General features: G+C 57.9%; 13 protein-coding genes. 5 read left to right on the top strand and 8 right to left on the bottom strand.

Annotated elements, in window-relative coordinates:
• Positions 1-84 precede the first annotated feature (84 nt).
• On the bottom strand, positions 85-1,149 hold the full coding sequence (locus tag AC0QKW_RS17960) for an LOG family protein (protein ID WP_473152459.1): 1,065 nt from the start codon (positions 1,147-1,149) through the stop codon (positions 85-87).
• A 142-nt stretch (positions 1,150-1,291) separates the two neighbouring features.
• Positions 1,292-1,612 (bottom strand): thioredoxin, encoded by a 321-nt coding sequence (gene trxA / locus AC0QKW_RS17955; protein ID WP_473152458.1) that lies wholly within the window; start codon positions 1,610-1,612, stop codon positions 1,292-1,294.
• A 692-nt stretch (positions 1,613-2,304) separates the two neighbouring features.
• Between trxA and AC0QKW_RS17950 the strand changes: the two genes are divergently transcribed.
• The 4 genes from AC0QKW_RS17950 (at position 2,305) to AC0QKW_RS17935 (ending at position 5,674) form a co-directional block, all read left to right on the top strand.
• Positions 2,305-3,045 (top strand): DUF4333 domain-containing protein, encoded by a 741-nt coding sequence (locus AC0QKW_RS17950; protein ID WP_473152457.1) that lies wholly within the window; start codon positions 2,305-2,307, stop codon positions 3,043-3,045.
• Positions 3,046-3,389: 344 nt separating this feature from the next.
• Positions 3,390-4,085 carry a MotA/TolQ/ExbB proton channel family protein gene (locus AC0QKW_RS17945; RefSeq protein ID WP_473152456.1) on the top strand — a complete coding sequence of 232 codons (696 nt, stop codon included), beginning with the start codon at positions 3,390-3,392 and terminating at the stop codon, positions 4,083-4,085.
• Between the two features lie 4 nt (positions 4,086-4,089).
• Positions 4,090-4,503: an ExbD/TolR family protein gene (locus tag AC0QKW_RS17940; RefSeq protein WP_473152455.1), complete on the top strand. Its 414-nt coding sequence runs from the start codon at positions 4,090-4,092 to the stop codon at positions 4,501-4,503.
• Between the two features lie 76 nt (positions 4,504-4,579).
• Positions 4,580-5,674, top strand: coding sequence for a CIA30 family protein (locus tag AC0QKW_RS17935; protein WP_473152454.1), 1,095 nt, complete (start codon positions 4,580-4,582; stop codon positions 5,672-5,674).
• Between the two features lie 215 nt (positions 5,675-5,889).
• On the opposite strand, the gene AC0QKW_RS17930 is transcribed toward AC0QKW_RS17935, so the two are convergent.
• The 6 genes from AC0QKW_RS17930 to AC0QKW_RS17905 all read right to left on the bottom strand — a co-directional run bounded on the left by AC0QKW_RS17930 (position 5,890) and on the right by AC0QKW_RS17905 (position 13,527).
• A complete protein-coding gene (locus AC0QKW_RS17930) occupies positions 5,890-6,543 on the bottom strand; it encodes a DUF3318 domain-containing protein (protein ID WP_017300740.1) in 654 nt (217 codons plus the stop codon).
• Between the two features lie 120 nt (positions 6,544-6,663).
• Positions 6,664-7,281 (bottom strand): Uma2 family endonuclease, encoded by a 618-nt coding sequence (locus tag AC0QKW_RS17925; protein WP_473152453.1) that lies wholly within the window; start codon positions 7,279-7,281, stop codon positions 6,664-6,666.
• A gap of 10 nt (positions 7,282-7,291) precedes the next feature.
• Positions 7,292-8,359 (bottom strand): tRNA dihydrouridine synthase DusB, encoded by a 1,068-nt coding sequence (gene dusB, locus AC0QKW_RS17920; protein ID WP_473152452.1) that lies wholly within the window; start codon positions 8,357-8,359, stop codon positions 7,292-7,294.
• 44 nt (positions 8,360-8,403) lie between these two features.
• Positions 8,404-10,464 (bottom strand): diguanylate cyclase domain-containing protein, encoded by a 2,061-nt coding sequence (locus tag AC0QKW_RS17915; RefSeq protein ID WP_473152451.1) that lies wholly within the window; start codon positions 10,462-10,464, stop codon positions 8,404-8,406.
• Positions 10,465-10,788: 324 nt separating this feature from the next.
• The gene (locus tag AC0QKW_RS17910; RefSeq protein WP_473152450.1) at positions 10,789-12,276 is read right to left on the bottom strand and encodes an adenylate/guanylate cyclase domain-containing protein; all 1,488 of its coding nucleotides are present in this window, start codon (positions 12,274-12,276) and stop codon (positions 10,789-10,791) included.
• A gap of 147 nt (positions 12,277-12,423) precedes the next feature.
• A complete protein-coding gene (locus AC0QKW_RS17905; RefSeq protein WP_473152449.1) occupies positions 12,424-13,527 on the bottom strand; it encodes a hypothetical protein in 1,104 nt (367 codons plus the stop codon).
• A 334-nt stretch (positions 13,528-13,861) separates the two neighbouring features.
• On the opposite strand from AC0QKW_RS17905, the gene recJ reads away from it, so the two are divergent.
• Positions 13,862-16,075 (top strand): single-stranded-DNA-specific exonuclease RecJ, encoded by a 2,214-nt coding sequence (recJ, locus tag AC0QKW_RS17900; RefSeq protein ID WP_473152448.1) that lies wholly within the window; start codon positions 13,862-13,864, stop codon positions 16,073-16,075.
• Positions 16,076-16,082: the final 7 nt, after the last annotated feature.

Below are 16,082 nucleotides of genomic sequence, written 5' to 3'. Positions count from 1 at the left end.
GCTAGAGTAGTCTGCACAAGCACACAGACGCACGACGAGTAGGTTGTCTGACCCACTCATCAGCGTAAGAGTAGCCCCCGAGGGCTATTTTTGTTCGGGGTGGGTCGTTTCGGGGCGATGGTCGCCCAAGTCATTGAGCCGCCAGATAAACTGGTGCAGCTTGCCAAAATCGCGATGGTTAAAGTGCATCACCAGGCGAGGAAGGAGGATGGTTTCATCGTTGTACTCCTCCGGTAGGGCCGCCGTTTTTTCGATCTTACCCTTGGTTAAAAAGCCGCCAAATTCTTCGTTGAGCAGAGCGACGGCGCTATCGGGCAGATCGCACTTGAGCCGAATAATCAGGCGATCGCCTGCGTACCGACAGGAGTGGTAGATTCGATAAAAGCTGCTGATGGCATGGCAGGCGTCGTCTACATTGTCGGTGATAGTGTACAAACTAGGGTCATCGGTGCTGATCAGACCTCGGCTGAGCAGGTGAGTGCGAATATAGCTATCCCAACCCTGCCAGTAGTCGCCGCCGGGGTGATCGACCAGCACTATGGGCATCGGGTCAGCCTTGCCGGTTTGAATCAGCGTCAGCGACTCAAAGGCCTCATCCTGGGTGCCAAAGCCCCCCGGAAATAACACCAGCGCATCGCTCTCCCGCAAAAAGAACAGCTTTCGAGTGAAAAAATACTTAAAGTTGATCAGCTTGGGGTTGCCCGCCATCACTGGGTTAGCCCCCTGCTCAAAGGGCAGCTGAATATTGAGCCCAAAGGAGTGCTGCGGCCCGGCTCCGGCGTTACCGGCTTCCATAATGCCGCCCCCTGCCCCCGTCATCACCATAAAGCCCAGCTCGGTCACCTGCCGAGCAAACTGCTCGGCCAATTGGTAGTCAGGACTGTGGGATTGGGTGCGGGCCGAGCCAAAAATCGTAATTTTGCGGATGTGACGGTAGGAATAAAAAATTTGAAACCCCTGCTCCATATCCAGCAGGGCATAGTTCAAGATTTTCCAGTCTAGGCGATCGGACTCGCGCCCCATCATTCGCAAAATGGTCTCTAGCACCTGACGAATGAGCTTACCGTGCTCCATGTGGGGCAATTGCTCAAGCACCATGGCCAGATCGGCCTGAACGCTAGAGGGTAGGTCAGAGGGGAGCGCAACCATAAGCAATGGGTTTCATAGAGGCAGCAACCTATTCTAGCGAGATTTTTACCCCTACCGCCCAAAAACCTCCGGCAAGAGACAGCAGCTCACCGGAGGACAACAGCGCTATGAGTTGACATTAACCAGAGATGCTGATCAATGGCTAGAGATACTTCTCAAGGGTATTGGCCAGAGTAGTTTTGGGTACTGCACCCACCACCATGTCAACCCGCTGACCTTCTTTAAAGATCATCAGGGTAGGAATGCTACGAATACCGTACTGGCTGGCTACGCTGGGGTTTTCGTCAGTGTTGACCTTGACGACCTTAACCTGGCCATCGTACTGCTCAGCAATCTCTTCTACCACGGGAGCCACCATGCGGCACGGGCCACACCAAGGAGCCCAAAAATCTACAAGAACAGGAACGGTGCTTTCGAGAACTTCTTGCTTAAACGTAGAGTCTGTGACCGGAGCAGCTGCCATGCCTAAGTATTCCTTGCCTTTCATAACCAAACGCAATCTTACCACAGCCAACCCCTGGCAATTTGGGCTATTACTTAGCAGAGCTGCCCCACCCTTGAGGTGGGGTTAATCTATGGTGTATTTCCATGGTGTGAGCCCCTTAAGCATTGGGTCAGAATCGCCTTGGGACACAAACGTCAGGACGCAAGCATTGACGCGAAATGTTGATTGTCATAAGGAACCGCCCAGACCGAAGCCTGGGCGGAGTGTGGTGTGAGGAGTGAACGGAAACTTGCGTCTCCGCTTTAGATTTATTCTACTGTGGACACTTGCGAATCTGCCATCTAGTGCAGATTTTCTCAACAAGTTTATGGTAAACGCAAACTATGGTGGCTCTGGTCATAGCCGTGACTCTTTGGAGCAAGCCTGACTGTGTCAAGTCTATCTACCAGTCTGCCTGAGATGGCTCACATATTGATCAAGGCAGCCGCGCCCCGATCGGTTACTGTGGCTAGGCTTGCTCACCCGTGGGGCTACTAGGCGCTCACATCGCTGCTGCCACCGGCAATGGCGTCATTAGTGTCTGAATATCCGAATGATTATATCTAGATGTGTTGTGTCTGGACGTATTGTAGACACCATGCGATCGCCCTTGCTTCCTGACACAATGCAGATGGCTACTCAACAACGAAACTAGACCGATGTACAGGCGCATGCTTCCCCCTTTGACCTTTCGCACGTTGACTTTTCGTACTGGGGTTGGGCTATTGGCCCTGGGCCTAACGGCCTGCAGCAACCGCCTCAACACTAGTGATGTTGAGGCGGCGATCAAAGCCGATATAGAGCGTCAGGGTCGTCGCTTGGCGCTGAAGTCGGTGCTCTGCCCCAGCGACGTGACTCGACAGACGGGAGCCTACTTTCGGTGTGTGGGTGAGCTTGAGCCCGACGGCACGTTTACCATCAATGTCACCCAGCAAGACAGCCAGGGCAACGTCACCTGGGACGTGCCCAACTCCAAGGCGCTGCTCAACCTACCCAAGGTCGAAGACACTATTCAGCAGGGGCTATCCCAGGCCTTTGGTCAGCGGGCGCTGATCGACTGCGGCACGGCTACCTACCGAGCCAACCAGCCGGGCGATCGCTTTCAGTGTCAGGTGGTAGGTGGCCTTGAAACCGGCACCACCACAGTAGACTCAGTCTTGGTGAAGATTGGTTCTGATGGCAATCTGAGCTGGCAAGAGCTAACTACCGCCTCGGGGGCGGCTGGGCAGCCGACGACCACCAAGGCGGCTAACCCAGGCATTGCGCTGGGTTCGGTTGCGGCCAGCCCAGATCCAGTCACCGACGCACCCAGCCCAGCGGCCCAACTCGACCCGGCGATTAAGGCCACTACCGTTACTAGCCCCACTGGCCGGGTGATAAACCGACCCTACATTCGAGGCGACAACGACTAGTGCACCGTCAAGACTCAGCAATTAAGGGTTCGACAAACTCAACTCGAACGGGTCGTTTACGGTCACCTTGAGCTGGTTGAAGAGTCTTCGAGGGTATCTGTGACCCTAAAATTGAGTGCTGACTAGCCACTGGGCTAGGGGAAACCAAACTCAAGTCAGACCCAGGAGCGGGCTGCTACCTGCAGGAAACCACAGATACCGGGTGAGCTTGGTATAACGGGTATAGGAAGACTTAATCTACCCTTAAAAATATAATTTCTTTTTGTTAATGTGCCAGGCCATAGCTTTCGCTAGTCTTAGTCTGGATATTGGTGGCCGCAAGCAACGTAACTTAATCTTGGGCTATGTCAACTGTTTTTGAGTTTTTAGCAAAGGGTGGGCCGGTCATGGTGCCCATTATGGGTTGTTCGGTGCTGACCATTGCCACCGCCCTAGAGCGTGCCCTGTTTTGGACGAACCTGCTGCGCCGCGAAGACCAGGTGGTCAACGAGGTGCTCGATGCCTCTCGCCGCGACCTGACTCAGGCGGCGGCGATCGCCACCCAGTCACAAGATCTGCCCATCGGTCGTTTTTTGCTGGCTCCCCTGCGGCTCAAGCAACCCTCCCCCGACACCTTTCGTCTGGCGCTGGAGACAGCGGGCGATCGCGAGTTTGTCAAAATGCGCAAGGGCGACAAACTTTTAGAGACTATTGTTGCGGTGGCTCCACTGCTGGGGCTGCTGGGCACGGTGACGGGGCTGATTGCCACCTTCGGCAACCTCAACATCGGCGGCGGTGGCACTGGCGACCAGGCCAGTGCCGCAGCGGCGGGCATTGGCGAGGCGCTGATCACCACGGCGGCAGGCATGGTGGTGGCGATTATCGCGCTGCTGGTATTTCGCGTCTTGGTCACCCTCCAGTCGCAGCAGATCGACTACTTCTCAGACGCGGGCAACGAGCTAGAGTTGATCTACCGTCAGTACTGGTATGAGCCCACTCTGCTGGCCAACGAGCGCAGCCACTCGGCAGAGTTTGTCAGTACTGGCGATCGCCTAGGATAGCCCCATGCGTTTTAAGTCAAAGGCCGCCCCGCCGCCCCCTCAGGTTGACCTGATTCCCATGCTGACGGTGATGATGGGCATTCTGGCCTTTTTTGTGGTGGTCACCCTCACCCTGGGCAGCGAAAAGCTCATCGACGTGCAGTTGCCCGCCGAGCAGCCCGACAATGTGTCGCCCCCGCCTCTACCCGCCGACCCCTTTATCGTCGAGCTTGGAGTCGATGGCCAGGTTAAGCTCAATGGTCAGCCCACCGATGCCGATGCGGTCAAAGGGCAAATGGAGGGCTATCTGGCCCGCAACCCCGAAAACATCGTGTTTGTACTGCCTAGTCAAGACCTGCCCTACGAGCAGGTGATGCAGTTTTTGGGCGACATGCGATCGGTGGGAGGTAACCGGGTCTCGCTGGCGATCGAAGAATAACCCTTCCCAGGGCTCAGGGCTGCTCTGGGGTGACCATGCTAGGCTCAAGGCCGATCACCGTTGCACCTAAACCCCCATGGTCTGGAACCCTTTTCGCCTGCTAAAGACCCTTGCCCACTTTGAGGTGGCAGGCCCGCTGTCTAAGGGGCTGGGTGCCCTAGCAGCCCTGGTTGAGGGCGATCGGGGCACATCCTACCCGGCTAATTCAGAGATGTTGACTATGGATCGCTTAGAGCCATCCCCCCTCCCTTTAGAACTGCGGCTATTAGGCGAGTCTGCCCTTGCCGATCGACTGGCTGACCAGCTCACCCCCATGGGCTACAGCGTCAACACAGCTGCCCTAGACTCTAGCCAGGGCCTGGTCAACACGCCCCTGGTGGTGTTAACCCCTGGCGCAGACAACGTGATCCAGACCTTGATACAACAGCTAGGACACCTGCCCACATACCAGGAGGCTATGCTGAGCGATTTTCGTCAGCCCCACCGGGCGATCGCCGCTCTATGGGGCAGCCTCGACGACGGGGTGATGGGCGGCGTCAGCGCCAGCCAGGTGCAGTGGCAAGAGCAGGGTCTGCGGTTTGGTGGGCAGGTGTCTACGGCCAACAACGGTGGGTTTGCCTCCATTCGTACCCGCAATATTGACCCGCCCCTCAACCTGGGCCAGTGGCAGGGTACAGTGCTCTACGCCCAGGGCGATGGTCAGCGCTACAAATGGATTTTGCGCGACAACCCCGGCTGGGATAGTCTCGCTTACTGCCGATCTTTTGACACCGAGGCCAACGCTCTAGTCGCTGTGAGAAGCTCGTTTCGCGACATGGTGGCTACCCGCCGCGCTCGCACGGTGCCCGACGCTAGCCCGCTTAATCCCGCCCAGCTGTACTCCATGCAGCTCATGCTGAGCAAATTTGAGTACGACGGCGATCTCAATCCGGCGTTTGAGGCCGGGGCATTTGAGCTGATGGTGCAGCGGGTAGGCGTCTTTCGCCAGGGGCCAACGCCGTTGGTGCTGCTACCCCAGGGAACGGCTGGGCTGGGGCCGGGGCTGGCTGCTGCGGGGCTGACGGGGGCAATTCTCCAGGGAGATGGCGTTGGGGTGATCGGTGCCAGTGATCAACTGCCCCCGCAGGTTAGCCTGGAGGTGGTTCAGTCTATTCTTCAAGCCTTGGCGTAAGCAAGTTATGTCGAATCCGAGTTCCATACCCCGATTTGCAACCGGCAGACCTGTAGGGGCAAACAGCGGTTTGCCCTGCTGAATCGTCGGCAGGGGAGCAGGATTTGTATAACTTGCAACAAAAGACCCAGGGTTCCTGTTTGCCTTGCCGATGACCTGTGCAAAGCAGGACAGAACCCTGGGATCTGAGGGTATAGAACTCTGGGAGCTAGCTCCTAATAAGCCGATCGCATATCGCCCCGCTCGGCCCGGGCGCTTTCTTTAGCCTTGGCGGCGCTCTTTTTGAGGGCTTCGAGGCGCTTGATGTAGCGATCGCGCTGGCGTTTTTTGGGAGTTTGCTCGATCAGGGTCTTGAGGGCGCTACCCAGGCTCTTATAGGCGTTGGGTAGGGTGTAGCCAAAGCGGGTGGCAATGGCGATCGCCCGCTCGTCGGCACTGATGCTCTCTTGCAGGGTCTTTTGGTTGTTGTTGCGCTTGTAGAGCCGCCAGCTCGAAAAACCACACAGACCCAAGGCCAGCATCAGCAGTAGCCCATCCTGCACCCACAGCTCGCCCACGGCACCGCCTAGGCCAATGGCTAGGGCTGCCATCTCCCAGCCATCGCGGGGAATGGTGTCGTTTTGAATGCGGCCCACCTCGTGCCAAAATAGTAGATTGCGCTGATCGAGGGCTAGCTGCTCCCACTTAATCAAGTCAATCTGAATTTCCACTTGGTCTTTGCCCAGCTCTTCGCAGGTGACTAGCGGCGGTGTCACGTCGATAGCCGACTCCACTGTCACCCAGCTTTGCAGCTCGGGGGGGAGCAGGCTTCTCAGACGGCGAAGCTCACCCATATCGGCGCGGGCAGTGGCGGTGGCGTACGAGGTCATGAGGGTTACAGGGATGGAAACTGCAATGGAAATTTATCTATAGATCCTACCTTAAACCCCATTAGTCAAGGGGCGGATATCCGGGTTCGGCTGGCCAGGCCCAGAGGGGCATACCGTGAGCTAATAATTTGCCGCCGCTAGAATTTGATCGACCGCTAGGCTCAAGTCGGCAAACAGCTTCGATGCCAGGGCTTGCCCGGCAGTAAACCGCTGGATCTGGTATTCACCCTCCACGAGCTGGCAGATCGTGACCGTGGGCTGTTTGGGCTGACCGATGTAGCGCACGGCCCCCAGCGCCCGGTAATCGACAATCCAATACTCGGCGACGCCCATGGCCTCGTACTCGACCAGCTTGTGGCCATAGTCATCGCGCCAGTTGGTGCTCACCACTTCGATCAATAGCGGGATGGTTGAACCAAATTGCACTGTGGAGGCATTGTTCCACAGCGGTTCGTTAACCAGCTCCCGTTTGTCGAGCACGATCACGTCGGGTCGATAGCCGGAGTCGGGCTTCTGGGGTTTAATTAATCCGCTTTTAGGAATGGTGTAGGGAAGATTTTGCTGACGAAAGTGTAGGGTCAGCTCTTCCGCTAAGAATGCACCAATGAGTTTGTGGGCTCCGGTAGGCTGCATTTCGACTACGCATCCGCTGTAAAGCTCGTACTGGCTACCGTTTTCAGGCACCCAGCGCAGAAACTCCTCAAAGGTCAGATAGGTGGGGTTGAGGGCTTGCACCATGGTGAATAGCCTAGGGTAACGAGATCAATTGGGGAGGGTTAGGGGCGATCGCATTCCCCAATCCCGCGGCAGACTCTACCTGGGCGATCGCCCCATCCAGCAGGTCGTAGCCCGCCTCTACCGTATCGATCTGGCAGAGTCGCTGGCGCAGGGGAGCCGCCCCCTCAAAGCCCTTCACGTACCAGGCCATGTGCTTGCGGGCCTGATGAATGCCCTTTTGCCCCTTATACTGCCACAGCAGCCCCAGGTGTTCGCGAGCACAGCGCAGCATTTCACCCGTTGTAGGCGGGGGCAGCACTGTTCCGGTTTTTAGAAAAGCGTCAATTTCGCCGACCAAAAACGGGTAGCCCAGGGTGCCCCGCGAGCACATGACGCCATCGGCCCCGGTTGCTTGCAGGCAGCGCACCGCCGACTCCACCGAAACAATGTCGCCGTTGGCGATTACCGGAATCGAGAGCGCAGTCTTTACTCTGGTAATCCAGTCCCAGCGGGCGGGGCCGTGGTAGCCCTGGCTGCGGGTGCGCCCGTGGAGGGTGAGCATTTGGGCTCCGGCGGCCTCCATGCGGCGGGCAAACTCGACGGCGTTGATGTGGTCGTCATCCCAGCCGATGCGGGTTTTGACGGTGACGGGGATGGCCACCGCCGTCGCTACCGTGCGCACGATCGCTTCGGCCACCTCGGGCTGGCGCAGTAAAGATGACCCGCCGCCCTTTTTGGTGATTTTGTTCACCGGGCAGCCCATGTTGATGTCGATGGTTTTGGCCCCCTCGGCCTCGGCCCGGCGGGCGGCCTCGGCCATGAAGTCGGGGCGGCAGTCAAATAGCTGAATGCTGATCGGCTGCTCTGCGGGGCCGATATCCATGATTTTCTCTAGCTGCTGGGCGTGGCAGAGACCCGTAGCCTGCACCATCTCGGTGTAGAGCATGGAGTCGGGGGCATAGCGGCGCACCAGCTGGCGAAAGGCGCGATCGGTCACCCCCGAGAGGGGCGACTGGAGCACTCGGCTGTGGAGCGTGACTGGGCCGATGCTGAGGGGCGATCGCAGCCGCTGCTGAAGCTCTAGCGACAAACTTACCATGAGACGAAGCCACCTCTCCCTACTCCATTACCCCGTCACCCCCACTACCGAGACGCCTCAGCAGAATGTTCTTGCCCTGATTCTATCGCTTCAGACCACAGGCAGTAGCCGTTGCGACCGGCTTTTTTGGCGGCATAGAGGGCTTGATCGGCGCGCTGCATCAGCACCTCGGGCGACAGGGCCAGAGTTGGCACCAGGGCCGTGACGCCAAAGCTCAGGGTAACCTGGCCGTACAGCGGCGATGCCCGGTTGGGAATAGCCAGTCGGTTGAGGTGGGTCTGAGCCTCTGACACCAGGGCGATCGCCCCTGCCGGACTGGTATTGGGCAAAATTAGGGCAAACTCTTCCCCACCGTAGCGGGCCGCCAAGTCGGCGGGGCGCTTGGTGATTTGGGCCAGCAGTTGCCCAATGGTGCGCAGGCAGTCATCCCCAGATAGGTGACCGTAGGTGTCATTAAAACCCTTGAAATAATCTACATCTGCCAGCACCAGAGCCAGACTGCTCTGTTCACGCTGCAAGCGCTGCCACTCCTGGGTCAGGTAGCGGTCAAATTCACGCCGATTGGCAATCTGGGTGAGTCCATCGAGGTGTGCCAATCGCTGCAGCTCGTCGTTGGCGGTTTGCAGTTGCTGGTATAGGTCGGCCTGGTGCAGCGCCTGACCCAGCTGCTGGGCCACCTCTTCAATCAGACGCAGGTCGCTATACTCCCACGAGCCCACCTTGATCGATGCCATTGCCAACTGGTCTGGGTTAGGGCAAGCCCACAGCACGCCATGCACCTGACCATCGGTGCGAATCGGGCTGGCCACGTAGGCCGCTTGGCCTTGCACCACAGACTGCAATGAATGGGGCCTCACCGCCACCGGATGGGTGAGGTAAGGAGTGACCTGCTGGTCACTGTCGAGCAGTAGCTGCCGCCGCAGCGCGTCGGTAATCTCTAGGGGCGGTACCGTTTCCTCAGAGTCAGGGGTTTGGCCGCTGAGCAGAAATGGTGTAGGCAATTTAGGTAGGTTGTGGTGCAGCAGGGTAATACCGCACTGGCGCAGGTTGAGCGCTGTCCGCAGGTGATCGATGGTGCAGGCCAGAATCTGTTCAACCTCAAAGCTGGCGCGAATTTCATCGAGAATGTGGTTGAGCAGCACCTCCTGGCGGGCCTGACGCTGCACTTGGTTAAACAGACGACTCTGCTGAATGGCGATCGCCAGGTGCGCCGAGAGCTCTTGCAGCATCTCGACTTCCGCTGCCGCCCACTGCCGGGGTTGGTGGCACTGGTGCAAAATCACCAGTCCCCAGAGGTAGCGGGTCTGCCCCATCAAGTTGTGAATAATCGGCACTGTCAAGTTGGCTTTGATGCCAAAACTCAGCAGCATATCTCGATAGCACTGGCTCACCTTGCCCAAGGTCGCCACATCGTCAATTTGCCCGACGCGGCCAGACCAGTAGGCGATCGCATGGTCTTGGTCAAAGCAGGCATCGTTAATTTGACGATTGAGCATCGTTAGGCTCTCATCGACTATCGACTCATGGGTAATCACCCCCTGCCCGTCGCTCCTAAATTGATAGATCACCACCCGGTCAGCCTGGGTTTGCTGGCGCACATCCCGCACAGCGGTGCTCAGAATCGTATCTAAATCGAGGGAGTTGTGGATGCGTTGCAGGCTCGCCTTCAGCAGCGATGGGCGCGGTGCAAGGGTCTTGGCTAGGGCGATCGCCCCAGCATCTGGCTGGCTACCCTCAAGCTGGCGCTTCACCCGAGCGATGACATCTGCCGCAATCATCGGGCCGATTACATAGTCGTCGCCCCCCGCTTCAAAGACCTGGGTGGGGTTAGCCAGCACCTCAGCCACCCCGACAAAAATAATCGGCAGATGGGCTAGGGCCGGGTTAGCTTTAATCTGCTGGCAGAGCCGGTAACCGCGATCGCCATCGGCCACCATCGGAATTAAAACCAGGTCAGGAGTCTGTTTGAGTAGATCGAGCAAACTGTCAGCCTCCAGCGCGCTGCGGGTCTGATAACCCGCCGCCGCCAAAATTGTGCTCAGAGCTTGAGTATGGTGGGGAGCAGCCTCTGCGATAAAAATTGTTGCTTGCTGATGTGATGCCATGGCTGCTTCCTTACCCGAGCCCTTGCCAATCTAAACCTGCAATAGCCCTTAGCCTAAAAATTATAAGTGTTCTGATTGACCCTGCTTGGCTCGACAGCTCTCTCAAAACCCGTTGAGCTGACCACAGTGAGTTGGCCCAACCCGTACCAACACCAGCGTCTCTGCTGTCCGTAATCGATCCCTGTAGCGCTGCCGATTTTGCGTTCTGATTTTAGGTGCTGAGTGTTATCAGGCTAACACGGGCTAACGGCCAGCATAAGTGAAATCTCTAAGGGGGTTGACCGCCTACCTGAGCTATGGTTCCAGACTGTTGCCAGGCCCGAGCTAGATACGCCCTAGGAGCCAGTAGGTCATCATATGACCTCGCCCCTTGACGGCCACATGGCCACGGGGCTCCAGCAAAAATTTGTCCTTGATCCTTTCGTAGAGCTCTGGCGTGACCTGTATGCGCTGGGCTTCTCCGGTAGCCTCCATGCGGCTGGCAATGTTGACGGTGTCGCCCCAGAGATCGTAGGCAAACTTGCGCCGACCAATCACCCCCGCTACCACCGGGCCAGTGTTGATGCCAACTCGAATTTGAAAAGGCTGGCCGTCGGGTCGCGAATGCTGCTTAATCGCCTCGCAAATGTCGAGGGCAAAATGAGCTATGCCCTCGGCATTGTCGTCGTCAGGGGTGGGCAACCCCCCAGCCACCATATAGGCATCGCCAATAGTCTTAATTTTTTCTAGCCGATGAAACTCTGCCAGTTGGTCAAATATGGAGAATACTTCGTTGAGCATCTTGACCAGCTGGCGCGGCGTCATCTCGCTTGAGGCGGCAGTAAAGTCAACCAGATCGGCAAATAGCACGCTAACTTGGTCGAGGCTTTCGGCAATGGTGCGGGCCCCGCCCTTGAGCCGCTGGGCGATGCGGTAGGGCAAGATGTTGACCAACAGGCGATCGGCCTGCTGGCGCTGCTGGCGCAGCTCAGTCTCCATCTGACGGCGTTCGCTGATGTCGTGAACAATGCCCTCGTAGTGGAGAAAGTTGCCTGCTTTATCCCACACTTTCCAGATATCTTCACTCACCCAAAACGTGCTGCCGTCTTGGCGAAACACCTCTGACTCGGCATCGGTGATTTTTTCAAAGCGATTGAGATAGACCACCAGCTCATCACGGCGAGTTGGCTCCAGATAGATTTGGCGGCTGATATTCTCGACGGTGGCAACCATCTGCTCGGCTGAGTCATAGCCATAGAGCCGCGCCATCGACGGGTTAACGCTGAGCAACTGCCCAGTAGTAGCCGCCTTATAAATACCCACTGTGGCATTTTCAAAGATGCTGCGATAGTTCATCTCGGCGGCGATGAGAGCCTGCTCCATCTGGGTGCGCTCACGCACTTCTTGAATCAGCAAAGCATTTTGTTGACTGAGCTGCTGCCGCTGCTGGGCCAGGCGCAGCTGGTTTTGCACCCGTACCAGCACCTCTTGAATCGCAAAGGGCTTGGTAATGTAGTCAGTAGCCCCTACCTGAAAAGCCTTGACCTTGTCGAGGGAGTCACCCAGGGAGCTCAACACGATGACCGGAATCTCTGCCGTCAGCGCATCTGTTTTGATCTGTTGGCACAGGCTATAGCCATCTATGTCGGGTAGCAAAATATCTAACAACACCAGGCTTGGTTGCCGGTTGAGAATGCAATTTATTGCTTGTTGACCGTTCTCGGCCACTTGAACTCTGTACCCCTGCTGGCTGAGCAGCCGGTTCAGCAGGCGAGCTGTTTCGGCATCGTCATCAACGATAACCAAATCAATGGTGTTGGGGGCGTCATCCACGGCGCTGGGGCTGGGGCGAGGTCGGCTAGGTCACTGGCTTAAGCATACGGTCATTGAGTCTAAAACAATGCACCAAATCTAGCTCCGAGGGTATGGAAGCGCCAATCACTTAGGTCGTATTTAGACCAGTTTGAACTAGCCAGAGAGCTAGCGCACCCGGAGTGCTGAGCCGTGGTCGTTATAACCCGTTACTAAGCCTTGGCGAAAGGTCACTTCGCCAGATTCAAAGTGAAAGACCTCTTCACAGTTGGTGTCGTTGCGGCTGATGGCTAGGGGTGCCCTGCCTTCGATGCGGATTACCTCGGTGCGGCTAGAGCCCACTGACCAGGCGGGGGGCACTGTCTGACCTGCTGGCAGATCGGGGAGATTGATCGACAGCTTGAGATTGTTGTCGGAGTTGAGGTAGCCAATGACCTGGTCATTTTCCAGGAAAACTGAGCTCTTGCCGTAGTAGAGAGTGGTAAACCGGTTGGAGGTGTACTGCTCTTGACGGGTCGGGGTGCCCTGGAGCTGCAAGACTTTGGCTTCTGTGGATCCCAGGGTCCAGGTGCCGGGGTCGGCGGTGGCTGACAAGACTGTGGCTCCTTCGGCCAGTACGTTGAGGGTGCCGTCAGGGTTGTCGTACTGTTTGACGTAGCCATTATTGAGTTCGACAAGGCTGTTGCCGTAGCGTAGGGTCTGCAGGCAGGCGCTTGGGTACTGGATGGTCTGGGCTGGGGGGCCTTCAATGGCGATGACTAGATCGTGGTCTGAGCCCAGGGTCCAGTAGGTTTTACTGTCGGGGGTGCGGCTAGCGCGGGTGCTGACGTTGCTCTGGGCATACTGCATGTTGCGCTCATATTCAACCACTTTTTCCTGGGCGATCGCGCTGTTGGGGCTGGTTTTGGGGACTGCCTTCATCAAGGCGATCGCCTGTTGCCAGTCCATGACGACAGCGGCCCATTCTTCGCTAAATTCGGCGGTTTGGGTTAACTCTGCTGCGGCCATAGCTCGCTCCGAACCCTGGCGAAAGGGATCTTCTGCCGCAGGGGTAGAGCTTGGCTGTGATGACCAAAACCATGGCCGTGCCAAGGAGTTGCCCGCCGATGGCTTGAGCAACCCATAACCCACGGTCAAACCAGCTCCCAGGGAGAGACCTAGGGCGACCCACAGGAGCCGCTCTCGCCGGGTTTGACCGGGCCGCTTGAGCTGAAACGTATAAAGGGTCTCAGGGTTTTGCCCGTCTAGCTCGGGGTGGCTATGTTTAGTCATAGGAAAGTTGCGAAGGTACACTACGCCAGGTTCTTTGCCGCCGCAGGTAGACAGAGGTTTCTGGCACTTCGTTAAGCATGAAATCTAAGATATAAGACCTGTTGTAGAGCAAAGGCAGCAGGCTAGTCGTGATCTTTAGTCAGCTATTTGAGAGCAGAGACTAAGATAAATTTATTCGGTCAAATAATTCGGCCAAATAGATGAATCTACTCATCGTATCGTAGGAAGTTGGCCTAAAATTTTAGGCTTTATTTATTTTACGGAAGCTTCTTTAAATTGCCTACTTGGGCCAGACTCGCTCCATCTCAACCTCACCTTTTCTTGACTTAGCTTGATGGTTAACCAGGTTATTCAGGCCCAGCGTTGGAATGGCCCCTTGGCTGAGTCTTGCCCCCAGGGGTGGCTAGATGTGGTAGCCCAAGCGCTGCCCGGCGGTACCGATCGCCCTGCTCGGCTGGCCCAGGTGCTGTGGCAGCGGCAGATCGGTACACCGGAGACCGTGGCTGGCTGGCTAGACCCGAGAGCCTATATTCCGGCTGCGGCCAGCGCCTTTGGGGAGGCGATGGCGATCGCCGTCACCCGACTTCAGCAGGCCATCGACAGCGATGAGAAGGTGGCCATCTGGGGAGACTTTGACGCCGATGGGGTGACCGCTACCGCCGTGCTGTGGGACGGGCTAGGACAGCTGATTCCCAAGGGCGATCGCCTGACGTACTACATTCCCAACCGGCTGAGCGAGTCCCATGGGCTGTCGCGGCGCGGGCTAGAGCAGCTGGCGGCAGAGGGCACAACGCTGATTGTCACCTGCGACACGGGCAGCACCCACGGGGCCGAGATTGCCTACGCCGCCGAGTTGGGCATGGCAGTGATTGTCACCGATCACCACACGGTGCCGGAAGGAGATATTGGGGCAGTGGCGCTGATCAACCCCCGCTGCCTGCCAACCGAGCATCCCCTGGCGACGCTGTCGGGGGTGGCGGTGGCCTACAAACTGCTGGAGGGGCTATACGCATCGCTCAAGTCGCCGCCGCCCCAGCCCCTAGAGCATGTGCTTGACCTGGTGGCCATCGGCCTCATTGCCGACCTGGTAGAGCTGCGCGGCGACTGTCGCTACCTGGCTCAGGTGGGGCTACAGCAGCTGCAAACCCAGCTACAGCCCCGGCCCCCCTACCCCCGGCCAGGGTTGGCGAAGCTGCTAGAACTGTGCAAACGCACGGGCGATCGCCCCACAGACATTTCCTTTGGTCTGGGGCCACGCATCAATGCGGTCAGCCGCATCCACGGCGATGCTAGCTTTTGTGTAGAGCTGTTGACCAGTCAGGAGGTTGAACATACTCAGGCTCTAGCCAACGAGGCCGAGCTGGCCAACACCCGCCGCAAAGCTCTCCAGCGCGATCTCTATAACCAGGTCATGGCGCGGGTCGGCCAGGTCGATCTAGCTACCACCCGCTGTCTGGTGCTGGCCGACGAGCAGTGGCCGACTGGCATTTTGGGGCTGGTGGCGGGGCAGGTGGCCCAGTCGCTGGGGCGGCCCACGATTCTGCTGCGTATCGATCCACCTGCAGATCCATCCCTGGGGGACGATGGCCCTCGGCTGGCCAGGGGTTCGGCGCGATCGGTGAAAGGGCTCGACCTATATCAGCTATTTCAGACCCAGGCCAGCCTGCTGACGGGCTTTGGCGGCCATCCTCTGGCGGCGGGCCTGACCCTGCCGGTGGAGCATGTTGACTTGCTGGCGACGGCTCTCAACCGCATGGTGCGCGAGCAGTTGGGGGGCGACGGTTCCCCTCAGCCCAGCCTAGACATCGATTTAGCGGTGACGGTGGCCGACCTGGGTCAGCCCCTGTTTCGCGAGCTGAAATGGCTAGAGCCCTGCGGCATGGGCAACCCGGTGCCTAAGCTGCTGATTCGCAATGCCTGGTTTCAGAATGCCTTTCACAAGAATTTGCGCGATCGCCACAACAAGGCCGTCAGCTTTATCAAAACCGAGTTTGAGCTGTGGGACGACAGCGCCCAGACCGGCTTTCCTGGCGAGTGGTGGGGGCACTACCGCGACGAACTGCCCCAGGGCCGCTGCGATCTGGTGGTAGAGCTAGACCACAACAGCTACAACGGGTACCACGTCAAGCTGGTAGATGTGCAATCGGTGCAGGGCGAGCTGACCAGCGTAGAGAATACTGGCCGGTTAGATGGCCAAACCCTGGCTCTAGCGTTTTCCCCAGCGGTGGATGACCGAGATCCGGTAGCTCTGTGGCAAGAGCTGGTGGGCCTGGCTAAGTACCTTGTCCGCACAGCCCTGCCGGTGACCAAGGCTCAGCTCATCCGGCGATTACACCTTTCGCCCACGAGTCTGGCGTTGGGGTTGACCGCCCTAGCGACCACAGGCTTTGAGGTGGTGGCGATCGCTGCAGAAACCATGACCTTTCAGGCGGCACCAGAGCCGATTGATCCTGACCTGGCAGCGGTGCAGCACTTTCTCGACGCCCTGCAAGAAGAGCAGTTTCGCCGCCGCTACTTTGCTCAGGTGCCGGTCTCAGCCCTTTCCTGATAGGGTG

The sequence above is a fragment of the Pseudanabaena sp. PCC 9330 genome, assembly GCF_055795045.1.
The sequence above is the reverse complement of the archived record's forward strand: the minus strand, read 5'-3'. Positions and strand labels throughout refer to the sequence as shown.